At 46.1% G+C, this 18658-nt stretch carries 20 protein-coding genes, 1 other RNA gene and 1 pseudogene; 10 read left to right on the top strand and 12 right to left on the bottom strand.

The window, feature by feature from the left end; genetic code table 11:
- Positions 1–17: 17 nt before the first annotated feature.
- Both ABXT70_RS12315 and ABXT70_RS12320 read left to right on the top strand, forming a co-directional pair.
- Positions 18–947: pseudogene (locus tag ABXT70_RS12315) on the top strand (dihydroxy-acid dehydratase domain-containing protein); the annotation flags it as partial.
- Positions 948–1085: 138 nt separating this feature from the next.
- Complete coding sequence (locus tag ABXT70_RS12320; RefSeq protein ID WP_443642513.1) at positions 1086–1265, top strand: hypothetical protein; 180 nt, start codon at positions 1086–1088, stop codon at positions 1263–1265.
- A 38-nt stretch (positions 1266–1303) separates the two neighbouring features.
- On the opposite strand, the gene ABXT70_RS12325 is transcribed toward ABXT70_RS12320, so the two are convergent.
- From ABXT70_RS12325 to ABXT70_RS12340, 4 genes are read right to left on the bottom strand one after another with little or no spacing between them, the layout of a single operon-like run.
- Positions 1304–1807 carry a dihydrofolate reductase gene (locus tag ABXT70_RS12325; RefSeq protein WP_443640764.1) on the bottom strand — a complete coding sequence of 168 codons (504 nt, stop codon included), beginning with the start codon at positions 1805–1807 and terminating at the stop codon, positions 1304–1306.
- On the bottom strand, positions 1804–2598 hold the full coding sequence (locus tag ABXT70_RS12330; RefSeq protein WP_443640765.1) for a thymidylate synthase: 795 nt from the start codon (positions 2596–2598) through the stop codon (positions 1804–1806). The genes ABXT70_RS12325 and ABXT70_RS12330 overlap by 4 nt, the downstream gene beginning before the upstream one ends.
- Positions 2599–2635: 37 nt before the next feature.
- Complete coding sequence (gene lgt, locus ABXT70_RS12335; protein ID WP_443640766.1) at positions 2636–3412, bottom strand: prolipoprotein diacylglyceryl transferase; 777 nt, start codon at positions 3410–3412, stop codon at positions 2636–2638.
- A gap of 8 nt (positions 3413–3420) precedes the next feature.
- Positions 3421–4215 carry a sulfite exporter TauE/SafE family protein gene (locus ABXT70_RS12340; protein WP_443640767.1) on the bottom strand — a complete coding sequence of 265 codons (795 nt, stop codon included), beginning with the start codon at positions 4213–4215 and terminating at the stop codon, positions 3421–3423.
- A 79-nt stretch (positions 4216–4294) separates the two neighbouring features.
- Here ABXT70_RS12340 and ABXT70_RS12345 point away from each other — a divergent pair, with 79 nt between their 5' ends.
- Together ABXT70_RS12345 and ABXT70_RS12350 are read left to right on the top strand one after the other, a co-directional pair.
- Complete coding sequence (locus ABXT70_RS12345) at positions 4295–5101, top strand: NRDE family protein (RefSeq protein ID WP_443640768.1); 807 nt, start codon at positions 4295–4297, stop codon at positions 5099–5101.
- Positions 5086–5709: a LysE/ArgO family amino acid transporter gene (locus tag ABXT70_RS12350; RefSeq protein WP_443640769.1), complete on the top strand. Its 624-nt coding sequence runs from the start codon at positions 5086–5088 to the stop codon at positions 5707–5709. The genes ABXT70_RS12345 and ABXT70_RS12350 overlap by 16 nt, the downstream gene beginning before the upstream one ends.
- On the opposite strand, the gene ptsP is transcribed toward ABXT70_RS12350, so the two are convergent.
- Both ptsP and ABXT70_RS12360 read right to left on the bottom strand, forming a co-directional pair.
- Positions 5683–7959 carry a phosphoenolpyruvate--protein phosphotransferase gene (gene ptsP / locus ABXT70_RS12355; protein WP_443640770.1) on the bottom strand — a complete coding sequence of 759 codons (2277 nt, stop codon included), beginning with the start codon at positions 7957–7959 and terminating at the stop codon, positions 5683–5685. The two genes, ABXT70_RS12350 and ptsP, sit on opposite strands and share 27 nt — an antisense overlap.
- 23 nt (positions 7960–7982) lie before the next feature.
- Positions 7983–8504: an RNA pyrophosphohydrolase gene (locus tag ABXT70_RS12360; protein ID WP_443640771.1), complete on the bottom strand. Its 522-nt coding sequence runs from the start codon at positions 8502–8504 to the stop codon at positions 7983–7985.
- Positions 8505–8623: 119 nt separating this feature from the next.
- On the opposite strand from ABXT70_RS12360, the gene ABXT70_RS12365 reads away from it, so the two are divergent.
- A complete protein-coding gene (locus ABXT70_RS12365) occupies positions 8624–9283 on the top strand; it encodes an HAD family hydrolase (RefSeq protein WP_443640772.1) in 660 nt (219 codons plus the stop codon).
- A 49-nt stretch (positions 9284–9332) separates the two neighbouring features.
- On the opposite strand, the gene ABXT70_RS12370 is transcribed toward ABXT70_RS12365, so the two are convergent.
- The 6 genes from ABXT70_RS12370 to ABXT70_RS12395 are packed head-to-tail and all read right to left on the bottom strand — an operon-like array spanning position 9333 to position 15483.
- Positions 9333–10523, bottom strand: coding sequence for a class I SAM-dependent rRNA methyltransferase (locus tag ABXT70_RS12370; RefSeq protein WP_443640773.1), 1191 nt, complete (start codon positions 10521–10523; stop codon positions 9333–9335).
- Positions 10524–10910, bottom strand: coding sequence for a glycine cleavage system protein GcvH (gene gcvH / locus ABXT70_RS12375; protein WP_443640774.1), 387 nt, complete (start codon positions 10908–10910; stop codon positions 10524–10526).
- A gap of 10 nt (positions 10911–10920) precedes the next feature.
- Positions 10921–12183 carry a UbiH/UbiF/VisC/COQ6 family ubiquinone biosynthesis hydroxylase gene (locus ABXT70_RS12380; protein WP_443640775.1) on the bottom strand — a complete coding sequence of 421 codons (1263 nt, stop codon included), beginning with the start codon at positions 12181–12183 and terminating at the stop codon, positions 10921–10923.
- A complete protein-coding gene (locus ABXT70_RS12385) occupies positions 12180–13514 on the bottom strand; it encodes an FAD-dependent monooxygenase (protein WP_443640776.1) in 1335 nt (444 codons plus the stop codon). The genes ABXT70_RS12380 and ABXT70_RS12385 overlap by 4 nt, the downstream gene beginning before the upstream one ends.
- Positions 13515–13516: 2 nt before the next feature.
- Positions 13517–14830, bottom strand: a complete 1314-nt coding sequence (gene pepP / locus ABXT70_RS12390) for a Xaa-Pro aminopeptidase (RefSeq protein WP_443640777.1) — start codon at positions 14828–14830, stop codon at positions 13517–13519.
- 53 nt (positions 14831–14883) lie between these two features.
- Entirely contained in the window at positions 14884–15483 is a 600-nt protein-coding gene (locus ABXT70_RS12395) for a UPF0149 family protein (protein WP_443640778.1), read from the bottom strand.
- Between the two features lie 140 nt (positions 15484–15623).
- Here ABXT70_RS12395 and ABXT70_RS12400 point away from each other — a divergent pair, with 140 nt between their 5' ends.
- From ABXT70_RS12400 to ABXT70_RS12420, 5 genes are all read left to right on the top strand, one after another.
- Positions 15624–15881 carry a hypothetical protein gene (locus ABXT70_RS12400; protein ID WP_443640779.1) on the top strand — a complete coding sequence of 86 codons (258 nt, stop codon included), beginning with the start codon at positions 15624–15626 and terminating at the stop codon, positions 15879–15881.
- Positions 15874–16152, top strand: coding sequence for a cell division protein ZapA (locus tag ABXT70_RS12405; RefSeq protein WP_443640780.1), 279 nt, complete (start codon positions 15874–15876; stop codon positions 16150–16152). Before ABXT70_RS12400 ends, ABXT70_RS12405 begins: the two co-directional genes overlap by 8 nt.
- Before the next feature lie 57 nt (positions 16153–16209).
- A non-coding RNA gene (gene ssrS, locus ABXT70_RS12410) (6S RNA) lies at positions 16210–16387 on the top strand.
- 148 nt (positions 16388–16535) lie between these two features.
- Positions 16536–17240, top strand: a complete 705-nt coding sequence (locus ABXT70_RS12415) for a response regulator (protein WP_443640781.1) — start codon at positions 16536–16538, stop codon at positions 17238–17240.
- On the top strand, positions 17224–18600 hold the full coding sequence (locus ABXT70_RS12420; protein WP_443640782.1) for an ATP-binding protein: 1377 nt from the start codon (positions 17224–17226) through the stop codon (positions 18598–18600). The genes ABXT70_RS12415 and ABXT70_RS12420 overlap by 17 nt, the downstream gene beginning before the upstream one ends.
- The last annotated feature ends 58 nt before the right edge of the window (positions 18601–18658 follow it).

Genomic DNA, 18658 nt, shown 5'->3' on the forward strand with positions numbered 1-18658 from the left:
TATTAGGCACCTATCCCATGCCCATTTATCGTTCTAAAACCTCTACCTCTGGCCGCAACATGGCAGGTGCAGGTGCTTTATGGCGTGCTACCGGTATGACCGACTCTGATTTTCAAAAGCCCATTATGGCTGTGTGTAACTCATTGATCCAATTTATTCCAGGTCACGTACACCTTAAAAACATGGGTCAATTGGTCGCACGAGAGATTGATAAAGCCGGTGGCGTTGCAAAAGAGTTCAATACTATTGCTGTGGACGATGGTATCGCCATGGGCCATGACGGCATGCTTTATTCCTTACCATAACGGGACATCATTGCCGACTCCGTTGAGTACATGGTAAACGCCCATTGTGCTGATGCCATGGTGTGTATTTCTAACTGTGACAAAATCACTCCAGGAATGTTCATGGCCGCTATGCGCCTCAACATTCCGTGCGTTTTTTTCTGGCGGACCCATGGAAGCAGGTAAAACTAAGCTAGAAGACCGCAAAGAGCTGTTCTTAGAAGCAGGCCGGACCGCAGTGAAACTATGTAAGCGTTATTATGAAAATGATGATGAGAGTGCTCTGCCGCGCAACATTGCTAGTTTCAAGGCCTTTGAAAACGCTATGACTTTAGACATTGCTATGGGTGGTTCAACTAATACCATATTACACTTATTGGCTGCAGCCCAAGAGGGTGAGATTGATTTTGATATGGCCAACATTGATGAACTATCTCGTAAAATTCCACGGTTATGTAAGGTTGCACCCAGTACGCCAAAGTACCACATGGCGACGTCCATCGCGCTGGTGGGGTTTTCGCTATTCTGGACGAACTCAATCGTGCCGATTTACTTCACGCAGAATTACCCACAGTACATAGCCCAACCATGGCAGACGCGTTGGCCAAATGGGACATTACAGTGACCGATGACGCTGCTGTTAAAAAACTCTCCCAAGCAGGTGTTGATGAGAGCTTCTGGTTGTTTGAAGGCCCGGCTTATATTTGTGAAAGCCAAGACCAAGCTGTAGCGGATATATTGGGCAATAAAGTGAAAGAAGGTGACCAGACTCGGATCGATATTCCTAATCGCAGCATTGATGTGTTGCTGAGCGATAGTGAACTTGAACAGCGCCGCCAAAGGATGAATGCTAAGGGTAAGCAAGGCTGGGTGCCCACGGCTGATCACCCACAAAAGGTTAGCTCTGCTCTTAAGTTTTATGCTAAGACAGTCACCAGCGCAGATAAAGGCGCAGTCCGAGACATTAGTCTGCTGGATTAAACCCCAACCACGTCATTATAAAAAATGTAATGGCGTGGTTAACTCCGCTCTAACACTAGGTAGCTGAAATCAAACGGATTAGGCTCTTTTGCTGCAATGTCTTCACGAGCGATCTCATGCCACGATTGAGCATCTAAAGCAGGAAAATAAGCATCCCCCTCAAAGTGGTGATGCACCCGCGTTAGGTAAACACGATCTGCTAAATCTAATGATTCTGCATAAATTTGTGCACCACCGATAATCATCACTTCTTCGGCGCCATTAATCAGGTTGATACTCTCACCTAATATAATCGCTTCATCAAGGCTCGATACCAATTTAATACCCTCAGCAGGGTAGTCCTTTTGGCGACTAATAACGATATTGTCTCGCCCAGGCAAGGGTTTACCAATAGATTCAAACGTCTTACGCCCCATGATGACGGGCTTGCCTAAGGTCATGGCTTTAAAATACTGCAGGTCACCGGGTAAATACCAAGGTAATTGATTGTTGCGTCCTATGACATTATTTTCAGAAGCGGCAACAATTAAGGCGATACTCATACGGCAACAGCCCCTTTAATGTGCGGGTGGGCCTGATAATCAAGCAATTCAAAGTCATCAAACTTAAATCCTAAAATATCAGTTACCTTGGGGTTAATGTGCATTTGCGGCAATACCATGGTGTCACGGGACAACTGTAAATCAACTTGTTCCAAATGATTAGAGTAGAGGTGTGCGTCACCTAGTGTATGGACAAAATCCCCAACCTCTAAGTCACAAACTTGAGCGACCATCATCGTCAATAAAGCGTAGCTAGCAATATTAAACGGCACGCCTAAGAAGATATCTGCACTGCGCTGATACAACTGACAGGACAACTTGCCATTGGCTACGTAAAACTGAAACATCATGTGGCATGGAGGCAAAGCCATACGCTCTACATCACCAACATTCCACGCACTCACAATTAAGCGCCGCGAGTCTGGATTGCTTTTTATCTGACTGATGAGCTGGCCAATTTGATCTATATGGCCACCATCTGGCTTTGGCCATGAGCGCCACTGAGATCCATACACAGGGCCCAAATCACCATTTTCATCGGCCCATTCATCCCAGATACGAACCCCATTGTCTGTTAAATATTGGATGTTTGTAGAGCCTTGCAAGAACCATAACAACTCATGAATGATAGACTTGAGGTGTAACTTTTTAGTGGTCAGAACAGGGAAGCCTTGGCGCAAATCAAAGCGCATCTGGTAGCCAAACACACTCAGAGTGCCAGTACCAGTCCGGTCTTCCTTCAAAGCACCGGTATCGCGCACATGACGCATGAGTTGGAGATACTGTTGCATATAAAGAGACCATACAAAAAATAAAAGAGGATGTATTTTAACCTTTAATCGAGGTCTTGCGTACTAATAAATACACCCCTAGAGCAATCATTGGCAAAGACAATAACTGCCCTTGAGTCATCCAATCGAAGGCCACATAGTTTAAATGGGCATCTGGCTGACGAGCAAACTCAACCACAAATCTCTGTAAGCCATAACCTACCAAAAATAGACCTGAAACACGAAAGGCTGCTCTAGGCTTTGCTGAATAGATCCACACCAAGGCGAACAGCAGCACCCCTTCCAGCACCATTTGGTAGAGCTGAGAAGGATGTCTTGCTAATGCGTCTACGTGGGGGAATACCATACCCCATGGCAAGTCCGTAGGACGGCCCCAAAGCTCACCACCAATAAAGTTACCTAAGCGCCCTGCACCTAGACCAATAGGCCCAATTGGAGTCACAAAATCTAATACCTGATGAAATTCAAACTGATGTTTGCGAGCAAACCATATCACCCCAGCAATAAGCCCTAGTAAACCTCCATGAAAAGACATACCACCTTCCCACACTCTTAACAATATACTGGGCTGTGCTACAAAAGCTTCAAATTGATAGAAAAAAATGTAGCCTATCCGCCCACCCAGTACCACTCCAATGGCACCAAGGAATATCAAGTCGCTCACCTGCTCTTTAGTGAATCCGGCTGCCTCTGCACGGCGATTACCCAGCCATAAAGCAGATCCAAAGGCAAATAAATACATCAGCCCATACCAGTGAATAGCCAAGGGGCCTAACTGTATAGCAACCGGGTCAATATTAGGAAAAGTAAGCATAGTTATCCTTAAAACCAAACACTTGTTAACATTCGCAAACCCATTAAGAGTAACATCCATGCAAACATACGACTGAGCATTTGTGGTGATAGACGATGTGCAATTTTAGAACCGTAGGCAGCTGCAACAACACTGGTGGAGACGATACCAAGCAATGCAGGCAAATAGATGTAGCCAACACTGTATGACGGCAACATAGGATTACCCCAGCCTAAGGTGGCATTAGACACAGCACCAGCAATGGCAATAGCAAAACCGCAAGCGCTGGCTGTGGCCACAGCCTTCTGAATGACTAACCTACGATTAGATAACCATGTCACTAAAAAGTTGCCACCACCAATGCCAAACAGGGCTGAAACCCAACCAATCATAGCCCCAGCAACCCCTAAGCCAATGATTCCTGGCAAGCGCAATTTACCAGCGTCAAGTTGCAAGAACATCATTCTTAAGCTCAAGAAAATGGCAAAAGCACCAAAAGTAGCTTGTAGATAAGTGGCAGGGATAGCAAGGGCTGTATTGACACCAATAATGGATCCGCCAAACATTCCCACGGCAATTGGCTTAACTAAATGCCACTCAATGGCACGTTTTTTTTGGTGGGTGCGAATAGCACCTAAAGAAGTAAATATAATGTTGGCTAGGGAGGTTGCAATAGCCATGTAGAATACTATTTCGGGGTTAATCCCCTGCAGATTAAATGCCAACACCAAAGCTGGCACCACAATAATACCGCCGCCAATGCCGAATAGCCCCGCTAATATTCCAGCGATTGCGCCAAGGGCCATATAAGCAACAAAAATCATGCGTTCACATCTAGGTAAGAAAGAGGCTATTATCTACGCTCCACTCCTTAAGCGCAAAGTTTAGGATAACTAATCAGCCATGTGCCTCATTGTTTTAGCCCACAAGCTCAATAGCGATTACCCACTCATTATGGCAGCTAACCGTGATGAATTTCGTCATCGCCCCACTCAAAACATGCATTGGTGGCCTAACATTGACATATTAGCAGGCAAAGATCTTGCAGCTGGCGGCACCTGGCTGGCTCTGCACAAGAATGGCCGTTGGGCTGCAGTAACAAACTTCCGTCAAACTACTAACACTAAGGTTACTACCAATAAGGTTACTGCCAATAATTTAACAGCTTTCAAAAGCCGAGGTCAGTTAGCTGTCAACTTTCTCAGTCAAAATAAACCCGCGATGGATTTTGTAGAGGAACTCCAAATGGGCCAATTCGCAGGCTTCAATTTATTGCTTTGGGACAACCACGAACTCGTTTTTTGCTCTAATGAAAAACAAAGCCAGCCACAAATACTGGCTGCCGGATTATACGGTCTAAGTAATGGCCGCCTGAATAGCGATTGGCCAAAAGTTAACCATGTGAAAGATGTTTTGCAGCAGTCTTTACATCAACCCCCACAACACCAACAGTTACAACAGATGATGCAACATACAGTAATAGCTGCAGACCAAAGACTCCCCAAAACAGGTATTGCCATGGCCTGGGAAAGACGTCTATCTGCTTGCTTTATAGATGCACCTGAATATGCTTATGGCACCCGTACCTGCATTAGCTTGTATCGTGACAGCTTCGGCAACATGGATGTCCACGAAACTTGTTTTGATCATTCAACACCATTACACCAGCACTTCAACTGGACCAATAAATCATCATGCATACCAGTTTAATTTTCATTAACGGCCTCGCTCTTGGCGCGGGGCTAATCGTTGCTATTGGTGCACAGAATGCTTACTTATTGAGCCGCGCTTTGCGCAATCAGCATCAATATGCTGTGGCCCTTTTTTGCAGTATTACTGATGCCAGCCTCATATGCTTGGGCATATTTGGTATGGGTTATTTAGTCCACGCACTGCCTGATTTATTATTATGGATCAGTTGGGGTGGGGTGGTATTTTTGTTTATTTATGGTGCTTTATCGTTTAAGTCTGCAGCGACAAATCACTATATGGAAGAGGACTATAGTCGAAGTGAATACTCACTTATTAAAGTGCTCACCGTTGCAGCAAGCGTTAGTTTACTGAACCCCCACGTCTACTTGGATACTATGATTCTACTTGGCGGTATTAGTAGTCAGTACCTAGGTAGCGAGAAGTTATGGTTTGGATTTGGCGCGGTGACCGCTTCTTTTATATGGTTTTTTGGCTTGGCTTGTGGGGCTCGCTGGCTTATGCCTGTGTTTAAAAAGCCTATGGCTTGGCGGATACTAGACAGCCTTATTGGCATTATTATGTGGAGTATTGCAGCGGGGTTAATTACCCACATATCGGCTATGTAAGCGTGTTAGACCAGCAGCTTTAAGGTTGTCTCTAATCACTTGCTGGACACCATCAGCACCCGGTTGCTGCAGTGCTTGTTGGAGCATCTCTTGGGCTTGGCTCAAACTAAAGTTACGGATGACCGACTTGACTTTTGGAAGGCTAGCCGCGTTCATCGATAAACTGTCGTAACCCATACCCATAAGCAATAACGCCCCAGCTGGGTCACCTGCTAATTCACCACATAGACTCACGGGAATATCAGCTTCTTTGGCTGCATCAACCACATTTTGTAGCGCCATTAATACGGCTGGGTGCATGGTGTGATACAAGTCTGCCACCCGAGGGTTATCTCGGTCTACCGCCAGTATATACTGAGTTAAATCATTACTTCCGACAGACAAAAAGTCCACTCGCGCAGCAATGTGGTTAGCTTGATATACAGCAGCTGGCACTTCCACCATCACACCAATGGGTGGCCGCACAAGCTTATAACCTTCTTCACACAACTCTGAAAAAGCTTGATCGATCCAACGGATAGACTCATCAATTTCGCTCACATGGGTAATCATAGGCAACATGATGCGGAGGTTATCTAAGCCTTCACTGGCCTTGAGCATGGCACGAATTTGCACCAAAAATATTTCTGGGTGATCTAAAGTAATACGAATGCCGCGCCAACCTAAAAACGGATTATCTTCTTCAATGGTGAAGTAAGGTAGGTTTTTATCACCACCAATATCCAAGGTGCGCATAGTCACAGGGAGAGGGGCAAAACCTTGCAGCTGGGTGCGATAACAATCAGTTTGTTCTTCTTCTGATGGAAAGTGTTCCTTAATCATAAAGGGCACTTCGGTACGATATAGACCTACCCCCTCGGCACCCTGATCTAACGAACGGCTGACATCGAGAGGTAAACTCGTATTGACTAACAAAGGTACTGTGTGACCGTCACGTGTTTGCGCCGGCACATTACGCAGAATTTCTAACTCTTTGGTAAATGAGGCTTCTTCGGCGATGGCTTGTTCATATTGACGGCGCAGGTCCTGACTAGGATTGAGGAAGATACGCCCCATGTAGCCATCAATAACCACCTCTTGGCCTTCCATACGTCGATAAGGAAAATCCACCGCACCCATGACCGTAGGAATGCCCATGGAACGAGCCAATATAGCGGCATGGGAGTTATTCGAACCCAAGGTAGAGATGATGGCTTTAAGTTTATGGGCTGGTACTTCCGCCAACATAGCCGCAGTTACTTCCTCAGCCACCAATACGGTAGCATCGTCAAACTCACGCACTTCGGTATTGGTTTGCTGTAGCTCTGCTAATATACGCCGACCAAGGTCGCGAATATCGGAAGCTCTTTCCCGTAAATATGGATCGTCCATAGCCTCGAAGGCACGGATGTGTTGTTGCACGACTCGACGCAAGGAGCCTTGTGCCCATTGTCCTTGGCGTATATGTTGAATCACTTCCCCAGCCAGAGCATTGTCATCTAGCATGCGCATATACACCTCGAACAATTCTTGTTCTTGGTTTTTTAGGTTGCGTGCCAAGGTTCGACTAATGATTTTTATCTTACGTCGAACAGCTTCCAAAGCCGTTTGAAAGGCCTCGACTTCCTGTTCTGGATTGCGGCACTTGCGGTCTGGTACTTTGCCTAAGTTTGCCGGCGGGGCGATGACTGCTACATGGCCAATAGCCACACCACCAGAGCCACTGACCCCTTCGTAATGTAAGTCTAGGCTTTCGCCATCAGCCAAAGCATCCTGTCGTAAGCCTCCACCAGTGGCTTCAGCGTGTGCAATAAAGCCTGCAAGCTGGGCCGACAAGGTAATGAGTACGGCCTCTTCTTCGGTACCAAACTGGCGTTCGTCGCGCTGCTGCACCACTAAGATACCCAACACCTTACGGTGGTGAATAATAGGCACACCTAGAAAGGAGCTAAAGGCTTCTTCACCAGTCTCTTGCACGTAATAAAAATTAGGGTGTTCGGCAGCCCGCTTAAGGTTAATGGTTTCTGCCTTAAGACCCACCAAACCCACCAAACCTTTGCCTGAAGACAAACAAGCCTGACCAATGGATGCTTGGTTGAGCCCCTCACTCGCCATGAGGACGTAATTGTCAGTTTGCGGGAAGTATAGGTAAATAGAGCACACGTCAGTACGCATGGCTCTCCTAACCTGGTGTACCACCAACTTCAAGGCCGATTGCAAATCCTCTGCAGCGCTCACCGCTTGGATTATTTTACGCAGACTGTGCAGCATGCAGTTTAGTTCCTAGCTATAATTTATTGACTCTGTGCATGGCTTGGAATAACTAAACCATGGTGATAAACCAGACGTGAATGGCGTAGACAAAGCTCTTTCATGGCTCGACGATAAACCTCACGCTTAAACGACACCACTTGATCTACTGGGTACCAATAACTAACCCACTCCCAGGCATCAAATTCTGGGCTGTTGGTAGTTGCCGTTTGAACCACCGAATCTGGTGCTAACATACGTAGCAAAAACCATTTTTGTTTTTGACCAATGCATAAAGGTTTCTGGCCCTGGCGAATCATCCGCTTAGGCAACCGATACCTTAGCCAACCACGAGTGCAAGCAAGCACCTCTACGTGTTCTGGCGACAGACCAATTTCTTCTTTGAGTTCCCTAAATAAGGCTTCTTCTGGCGTTTCGTGGGCATCGATGCCCCCTTGGGGGAATTGCCAAGCATCCCAACCCAAACGCTTTGCCCACAGCACTTGGCCCTGGGAATTTGCCAGAATAATACCTACATTGGGGCGAAAACCATCTTTATCGATCACGGCTTTGCACCATAGAAAATATATATGACCCCATTGTTCCACAAAATGGTAGGCAACAACAACCACAGATGAAAATGAGCTAAAATAATGTTTTATCACCATTTAATATAGGAATTCCAATGCAAGGAAGACTCGCTCTGTTTGATTTAGACAACACATTATTAGCTGGAGACAGCGACCATGGATGGGGACAGTTCATGGTGGCGCAGGGTCTTGTTGATGGAGCAAACTATGGCGCAAAAAATGATGCTTTTTACCAAGACTATCTCGCAGGAGATTTAGACATGGTCGCCTATGCAGAGTTTGCGCTTACACCTTTGGCACAATACAGCGCCACTGAACTTAAAACCATTCACCAAAAGTTCATGCAAACCACTGTCATTCCAATGATTGCACCTAAAACCCAAGCCTTGTTGAAAAAGCACCGGGATGCTGGAGATGTTTTGGTAATCGTAACGGCCACCAGCGACTTTATAACAGCGCCCATTGCTGAATACCTTGCTATACCTCACCTCATTGCTACACCTACAGAGTGCGTAGATGGACGTTATACAGGAAAACTGAGTGGTGCACCCTGCTTTAAGGCGGGTAAAATTGATAAGCTTAATGCTTGGATGGCACTCAACGGTTACAACATTGAAGGCGCCTGTTTCTATAGTGACTCCCACAATGATTTACCATTATTAGCGCTGGTGGACGAGCCCATCGTGGTGGACCCAGATCCAAAGCTCGAAGCCCATGCCTTGGCGAATGGTTGGCAAGTGATGAGTTTGCGATGAACGCCTCACTCCTACCTATTGCATTATTGAGTAGGGTTTAAAAACCTTCCTAGACTTCATACCAAGTGCGCAGAATAACGGACTTTAGATAATCAGTCTCTGGGATGGCAGGGTGAACAGGGTGATCGCCACCTTGGCCACCTTGCTCTAACACTTGTCCCATACGGCCATTTTTACGACACGCTTCCTGCAATAGCTGAGTAAGGCGCGCGCGCTCTAAATGCATGGAACATGAAGCAGACACTAATATACCTTCTGGTTTTAACAGACGTATCGCTAGCTGATTAACACGTTGATATGCTAGCTCACCCGCTTTAATGTCTTTTCGACGAGCGATAAAGGCTGGCGGATCAATGATAACCATGTCAAAACATTCGCCATCCTCATGTAACTGCTTCATGGCGGTAAAAGCATCACTTTTTAAGCTATGTACCTTATTGCCAACACCATTCAATTCGGCTTGTTGATGCACTAAATCTAACGCTTGAGCAGAGGCATCCACACAGATCACTTCCTTAGCACCTGCTGCCGCAGCCTGCACACCCCAACCACCAATGTAGCTAAAAATGTCCAAAACCCGCTTACCATTGGCCAGCTTTTGCACTCTCCGGCGATTTAACCGGTGGTCATAAAACCACCCCGTTTTTTGGCCATCCCACACTGGCGCCATGAAATTCACACCATTTTCTTTCAGAGGCACAAGTTTTGGTACATCACCCTGGGCCACACGCACGTATTCATCCAGGCCTTCAATTGCACGCATTTTGCCATCATTTTTAAGCAAAATATTGAGTGCTGGTACAACTTCATTAATGGCCTCCAGTAATTCTTCAAGCAATAACTCAATACCCGCATTGGAAACCTGTACCACAATAACCTTATCAAAACGGTCAATCACCAGCCCTGGCAAACCATCACTGTCGCCATAGACCCAGCGGTAGCAGCGATCTTCAAACAACTGCTCTCTGCTAGTTAAAGCAGTCTTCAACCTGCTAACCAAACGCTCAAGGTTGAGCGGCTCGCCTGCTTTACGACTCACCAAACGGCCACAAATAAGCTGTTTGGGGTTAATGATAGCAGTGCCTATGGCTTTACCATTAGCATCTAGCACATTCACTTGTTCGCCTGCAGCAAAGCTTTGCAAGGGCGATTTTTTTACATCAACTTCATTGCTGTAAATCCACAAGTGGCCCTGACGTAAGCGACGATCAGACTTTGGTTTTAAAATTAGATCTGGCATTTATTCTTCACACAATTCACTATAAGCATCAGCATCTAACAACTGCTCTAATTCTTCTGGATTAGTTAATCGTATTCGTAACAACCATGCTTCACCATAGGGATCTGAGTTAACCAACTCTGGATCATCGTCTAACTGCTCATTTACAGCAATCACTTCGCCAGAAACTGGCGCAAATAGATCCGACGCAGCTTTAACAGACTCGATTACACCAAATTCATCTTCAGACACAAGCGCCACGCCAACGTCAGGTAGCTCAACAAATACCACATCACCTAGTTGCTCTTGGGCAAAGTCTGTCACTCCAATGGTGACAGTACCGTCACCTTCGTTGCGGATCCATTCATGGCTTGAGACGTAGCTTAAGCCTTGAGGTAAGTTGCTCATAATTGTGTCCTTATAAGGTATTTTTGACGGATTTTGGCGCTTGTGACAATGGAGGTAAGTGTGCACCCACACCCATGGCCTGTTGCGCTAAGTGTTGTTTAATAGGGCTCAGTTTTTGCACCCAATTCATGCCAGTATTGCGTAGCAAACTCAACATTGGATGTTGGTTACCAAACAATCGAGAAAAGCTTTCCATCAAGGTCATCATGCGTAGATTATCACCGCGCCTTTGGGCCTGATAATTCTCTAAAACTCCGAGACTGGAAATATCATAGCCTTTTTGTTGGGCTTGCTTTAACGTCTCTACTAAAGCAGCAACATCAAGAAGCCCCAAATTAACCCCTTGGCCCGCTAACGGGTGTATGGTGTGAGCTGCATCGCCCACTAATACCAATCCAGATTGCACATAACGCTTGGCATGGCGCTGTCTGAGAGGTATGACGTGGCGTTGATCACTTGCGATCACAGCACCTAATTGGCCCTCAAAAGCCTGACTCAGAGCGAGGCAGAATTCACTTTCTGTCAATTGTTGCATCGCCTCTGCTTGCGCCTTTGGGCGCGACCATACGATAGAACAATAATGGTTATCTGGGCCTTCTTCGGCAGCAGTCGACAAAGGTAAAAAGGCCAATATGCCGTCCTCTGTAAACCGTTGCCATGCAGTATTTTGGTGTGGTTTGGACACTTTTACTCGAGTCACCAAGGCGTGATGGGGGTAATCCCACTCGCGGGTAGGTAAACCAGCTAACTGCCTAATCTTAGAGCTGGCTCCATCAGCACCCACCACCAAAGCGGCGCTAATTTGCTCACCACTCACCAAAGTTAAGCGCCGTGGCGCTATCTCTTGTGAAGTCATGTCGACAATCTGGCTATGCTCAAACAATTGGTATTGCTTCTGACCTAGGACCTGGTGCAAGGCTGAAGTAATGGTGCGATTTTCAACAATGTGCCCCAAATAAGGCAGGTGCTGTTCGGCAGCAGTAAAATTAAGCTGACCCGTGCCACAGGCATCCCACACATGCATGGCACTGTATGCCTGTAAACGTGCCATATTTTCTATAACAGGCCAGGCTTCAAGGTTTTTTAATAGGTTTTCGGAGGCTAAACTCAAAGCTGAAACACGAGCATCTACTTGCTCTGGCGGCCAATCTTGCGACGGACTCAATTCACCCGATTCAATTAATGCCACCTTAAAACCAGCATCTATAAGGCCACAAGCAAGGCTTGCACCAACCATTCCAGCGCCAACAATAGCAACATCAAACTGGCTCATGAATCTGTCTCGCAACTGCTATCTAACCTAGCAGCTATCACCGGAGGCATCGCTAAAACCTTTGCCAGAGGCACATCTAAACCCATGGCTGCACGAGTAAATATAGTTTTTACGAATGGTACTTGCTGCATAGTTAATAGCCCTAGTTGCCGTAAAGCGGAGTAATGGTACTTATTGCTAGAAAAAAGTTTCATTACTTTGTCACTGGCACCAATGACACGATCTTGGTCCCACCGGCTGGTTTCGACAAACTGGTTTAAACTGGTTAAGTCACCAATAGGTGTGCCTTTCTTACAGGCTTTAAGCACTGATTCGGCCAGGGCAAAGCTGCCCCGTAACGCTAGGTTAAAACCTTGGCCAGCAATGGGATGTAAAGTATGGGCTGCATTACCTACAACAGCTAAGCCTTGCCGAGCCTGTTCTTGAGCAACACTCAAGGTGAGTGGGTACACCTGACGATCACCAATGGCACGAAATTCACCCATGGGATAACCCACATGTTGCTGAATTTCTTTTAGCACCTCGTCATCACTCAATTGTTGCAATTCACTCTGGCGGGAAATGGGTTGCGTCCATACTACGGCTGCACGATGTTTACCCTTGAAACTAAGTAATGGTAATAGTGCCAAGGGCCCAGATGGAGTAAATCGCTCACAAGCGAGGCCATGATGGTGTTGCTCTAGTTCCAAATTAGCCACTAGTGCCACTTGGTCATAACTTTGGATTTGATCAAACATACCCAGCTGTTGGCGTAAATCTGATCGGCCACCATCTGCCATCACAACTAGCTGCGCTGTGAGAGTGCCACCTTGTCCAAGGCGCTGATATTCTAATTGGCTATTTTGGCGTGCGTTATCTATAGCAGTGACCTGAGTCTGGTCAATTAGGTGTACAAAATCACAACAGCGTTGGGTTATTTGCTCTAAGAATACCCGTCCCATAGTCTGGTTTTGTAACACGTACCCCAAGGCTTCTCGTTGCATATCAGAGGCCTGCATCTCACTCTTCCAAGGCTGGCCTTGGTCGCTTACTTCAATATTGCTAATGGCTTGCGCGTGGGGGTATAAGTGTTGCCATAATTGGATGCTATGTAATAAGTTACGGCTACCAAGGGCAAGGGCCGTTGTGCGTCCATCTAAAGCACCTGCCGCCGTAGGTGTTGTAGCTTCAATGGGTGCAGCATCTAGCAAGGCAATGGATAGCCCGTAAGTCTTCGCCGTGCCGGCAAGCGCCAAACACAAGCTTGCACCTACTAATCCGCCACCGACAATAACAATATCGTAATTATTGGCAACCTGGGCGCCAGTGGGAAATTGATCTGAATTTGCCACTATCATCCAGCCATCAAGGTTTCAATATCTGCCACAGTTACTGGCAAATAGGCAGTCAGGTTACGGTAACCATCTTCTGTCACTAAGATATTATCCTCAATGCGCACGCCAATACCACGCCATTGAGAGGGAATATTAGCATCATCTGGATCAATATAAATACCGGGTTCTACAGTGGTCACCATGCCTGCAATAAGGGGTCGAGACTCACCACCTATTTTGTAAATACCAACATCATGTACATCCATGCCAAGCCAATGGCCTATATTGTGCATATAGAATTTACGAAAAGTTTGGTCTTCAATGTTTTTATCCAGTGCGCCTGTCAACAAACCAATATCAATTAGACCCTGGGTTATTACCTTGACTGCAGCATCTTGCATATCAGTAAATACGGCACCAGGCTTAATACATGCCAAGGCTGCTTGACGGGCCGCTAACACCAACTCATAAATAGTTTTTTGTGATTCACTAAAACGGCCATTAACTGGGAATGTACGGGTAATGTCTGACGCATAGTGATCTAACTCGCAGCCTGCATCAATCAATACTAAATCACCATCCTGCAATACTTGATCATTATTGGTGTAATGCAATATACAAGCATTTTCACCACCAGCCACTATAGAACCATAAGCCACACGCTGACTACCTTGTATGGAAAACTGGTGATGTAACTCGGCCGCCAATTGATATTCGTTCATGCCCACTTTACAAACACTCATGGCCCGTTTATGGGCGGCCACACTAATATCGCAGGCCATTGCCATTTGTTCTACTTCAGCAGAAGATTTGAACAGACGCATGGCATCTACCAAAGGATCAAGATCCACGAGCTGGCTTGGGCATGTTTTTCCCTGCCGAGTTAAGCCACGTAGCTTAGATAGGCTCCGCTTTACTAGGTCACCCGTATCTTCACGGCTAAACCCATAAACCACCTGACTTGCACCATCTAACAATTCAATTAGCTTTTCTGCGACGCTTTCGCTGGCATAGGCTTGATTCATCATCAAAGCCCGTGGTGCAGCGTCCACACCTAAACGACGACCATGCCAAATTTCTTGTAACTTGTCCTTGCTGCGACAAAAAATGCTGCTGCATGGGCCATCTACCCCATTGGTCAGCACTAGCGTGGTTTGCTGCTCTACCATGCCAGACAAATAATAAAAGCTACTGTCTTGCCGGTAGTCCTGTTCCACATCACCGTTACGTATATGCACCGGCGCGCACTGAATAACCACAACTGCTCCTTGTGGTAGGCTTTGCAACAAGGCTTGGCGTCGATTTGTATATTCTATGGTAGCTAGTTTAGTCATGGCATCTGCCCTTAATGTAATTTCTGTGGCACTCAATGTAATTGCTGTGGCATTTAATGCAATTGCTGTGGCACCTTTTGTTGCGCACTATCGGCCGGCAAATTAAATTCTGCAAACATCATCATGGCAGCCAAACGTACATATTCAACCAGTTCTATGTAACTTGTTTCAGCGCTGTCTCCTTCTTGCTCTTCATCATCTGTATCAAAGGACACTTGGGCAATGTTGGCTAGATCTTCCATGGAGTCTGTAATTTCACTCGAGAGTTTTTGTTTGCTTCGATCAAAACCCAAGCCAAACCCACTTAAAAATCCACTACACCACGCACCTAAAGATTCCGTTCTACCTGCCAGTTCTGCATCATCTTCTGGAAGCAGTAGCTGAAACCCAAAATCAGCCGCCATCAATTGCTCTAACACCACATCGTAAAGCACAACCAATTCGGCTTTATCATCGTCATCTTCTACCTCTTGCACATCTAAATGAGCCACAACTATGGCTAACCAAGCCTCAGCATCAGCTCGTACACCCGCCGCCAATTGCCCTGCCAACAGGCCGTGTAATTCCGAAGGGGTACCGAAGGCACCTAACTCAACGAACATGTCGGCAAAGTCGTCAAATACGTAGTTTAGTCGCGGGGTGGCATCAGTCATTGGTTTGGCTCTAGCTGCAAATTATGGAGTCATTATACCTGAGCTGTACGCATTCTCTAGAGCTTTTGCAGAGCGTTACTAGACAGTGGCGCAATTTACTATAAAATCTATGGGTAGATTATCTTTTAAGTGGCCCAATAATGTCGACCATCAACGCTTTGATACATCACATTGACCAGCTGTTAACCCAACACCGCGCTTTACAGCACGGCCATGCTAAACTTCAAAGCCGCGTGGCAGAATTGGAACAGCAGCTATCACAGCAGCAACAGGTTGCCGATACCCTAACAAAAGACACTCATCCAGAGCCTGAACAGACTAATAATCAAGCCCTAGAAGATGACTTAAATCATTTGGTCGGCTTATTTGACCAAGCAACGGAAGCGCAACATGACTGACTTACAAGCAGTAGAAGTTTCCATTTTAGAACAAAGCTATACTCTCACTTGCCCCTCAGGAAAAGAAGCTAACTTGCTCCAAGCTGCAGACAAGTTAGACCAAACACTACGAGGCATTAAAGCTAGTGGGCGAGTGATGGGTTTAGAACGAATGGCAGTAATGGCTGCCCTCAACATGAGCGCTGAACTGATAGAGGCCCAGGGGCAACTCGCCACCTTAGAAATGGCTCTTGAGCAACTCGACAAAAGAGTGAGCGACGGCCTAGATTAACCTTATGTTTCAAATTTTGGGTTCCATTCTTAAAAAACTCAGCCTATAATGGTGACAGACTCCCTGTGGTGCTCGATATTCGATAACGTCCTTGAGCCGATTCATATACCCAGGGTGCTTCTCGCTTATGCTCTGTGCACGTCCGCTTGTCGGAACGCCTTCCGCCTAAACAGGAGCACCCACCTTGAGCCTCCGGGTTCAGGGCAGCCATCGGAACCGACACCTTGGGGAGTCTTTAACTTCCTCTCTAATGGAGTTGCCACCTAACTCTAAACACGTAAAAGTCTGTAAAATCCTTAAGCTATACCTATATGCACCCTGTAATTATGGCACAATTGTATCTGTATAGTTATTAGGCCTGTCCACCCTGAGGTTTCACACTCATGACTACGCGCATCTTATTAATCGAAGACGACCAAGAACTCAGTGAATTATTGAGCGAATTTTTGGCCCTAGAAAACTTTGAAGTAGACCAAGCCTTTGATGGAGAACAAGGCCTCAACATGGCCTTAAATGGTCATTATGATGCTTTAGTGCTTGATATAATGATGCCTAAAATGAACGGCCTAGACCTACTCAAAAAATTTCGCACCAATCATAAAACACCTGTACTCATGTTGACCGCTCGTAATGATGAAGTAGATCGCATTGTAGGGTTTGAGATGGGGGCCGACGATTATTTACCAAAACCGTGCAACCCAAGAGAAATTGTTGCCCGTATTCGCGCCATACTGAGGCGTGTAGAAATGGATAAAGCAGGCATGCAAGCCAGTGGTAGCCGTCAAGTTATGGTGCGAGAAGACGTAGAGCTAAACCACAATACACGTATTGTATCCAAACTGGGTGAGGCCTTAGACCTTACCAGCACGGAATTTAATCTTTTAGCCAGCTTATTAGAAAACGCTGGCCAAGTACTGAGCAAAGAAGAACTCACAGAAACCGCTTTAGGCCGCAAGTTGGCTTTGTATGATCGCAGTGTCGACATGCACATGAGCAACCTACGACGTAAACTGGGTCCATTTTCAAGTGATGAACCACGCATAAAAACCATACGCGGTGTTGGATACCAGTATGTCATCAATGATTAAATGGCCTTTAAGACCATTAATATTCCGAAGCTTATATTGGAAGATATTTTTCTTTTTTTGGCTAACTCTTATAGCAGCCATTTTTTCTGTCGCCACCTTGTCGGAAATTATTGTTGAAAAGCGAGCCCAAGACCAATATCAGCGGGTAGTGAGATTAGGCATCAAAGCGGCCGACATATACGAAACCAAAGGCACTGCAGAGCTAACGGTCTGGCTGCGTTATATCGACCAAGAATTTGATGTAAAAGGCTTTATGTTAGATTCTAAACGGCGTCCCATTAGCCTAGCAAACCTACCCAAAAACTGGCTTGAATTTACCTTACCACTCACCCAAAATAGATTATCAGAACGCCAATTGAGGGGCTTTCAACCGTATAGCATATCCAGCAGTAGCAGTCGCATCTACACATTTGTCGCCCATCGCGACAATCGTGGACCTTATCCAGCCTGGTTAAAACACTTACCAATACTACAAGTCATTACGGCATTAGTGATAGTAGCCCTGCTGACCGCTTTTGTGACATGGCGAATCACAGATCCATTACGTAAACTCAAGCAAGCAACTGACTCATTCGCCCGTGGCAATCTTGATACCCGGCTACCCATTCTTATAGGCTTCAAGAGAGATGAAATTGGTGAAGTGGGTCTAGCTTTTAACCACATGGCAGAACGTATTAGTTTGCTAGTGAGCAATCAGCAACGCCTGTTTCGAGACATCTCCCATGAGTTAAGAACCCCCTTAGCTAGACAGCAAATTGCCCTAGAGCTACTTGCACGAAAACTACCCGACACAGAACACCAATCTCTGCAACGCATTGAGCGGGAAATAGAACGCATGAACGATCTGATTGATCAGGTGCTAACCTTGTTACGCATAGAACAAAATGGTCAATCCCCGACTATCGAAACCTATGACTTAAGCGACTTGCTATACAAACTCACTCAAGACGCTCAATTTGAGGCGCAATCAAAACATCAGGTACACCTACAACAGCCTGACAAAACCCTATTAACTGGCCAGCCAGAATTGGTGTCCCGTGCGGTAGAAAACATATTGCGTAATGCCATGCGTTACACGGTAGACGATAGCCAAATATTTTTACAAGTGGAAACCCATAAAGACACCGTCGTAATTGGCATTGAAGATGAAGGAGAAGGTGTGCCAGAGGAGTCCCTTAAGCACTTATTTGAGCCCTTCTACCGCGTAGAAGCCAGCCGTAACCAGCAAAGTGGTGGCTACGGTGTCGGCATGGCCATCGCTGAACAGGCGGTACGGGCTCAAGGCGGCAGCATAGAAGCTAGTAATCGTTCTTCAGGTGGCCTTAGGGTTGAAATTACCTTGCCAAAAATATCAACTTAACATCAATTTAGACCACACCTGTTTGGCAAGTTGAGTTATACCCATGTTGCCCTTGTAG

Origin of the sequence: Candidatus Njordibacter sp. Uisw_039 (assembly GCF_047730075.1) — a bacterium.
Lineage (GTDB): Bacteria > Pseudomonadota > Gammaproteobacteria > Pseudomonadales > Balneatricaceae > Njordibacter.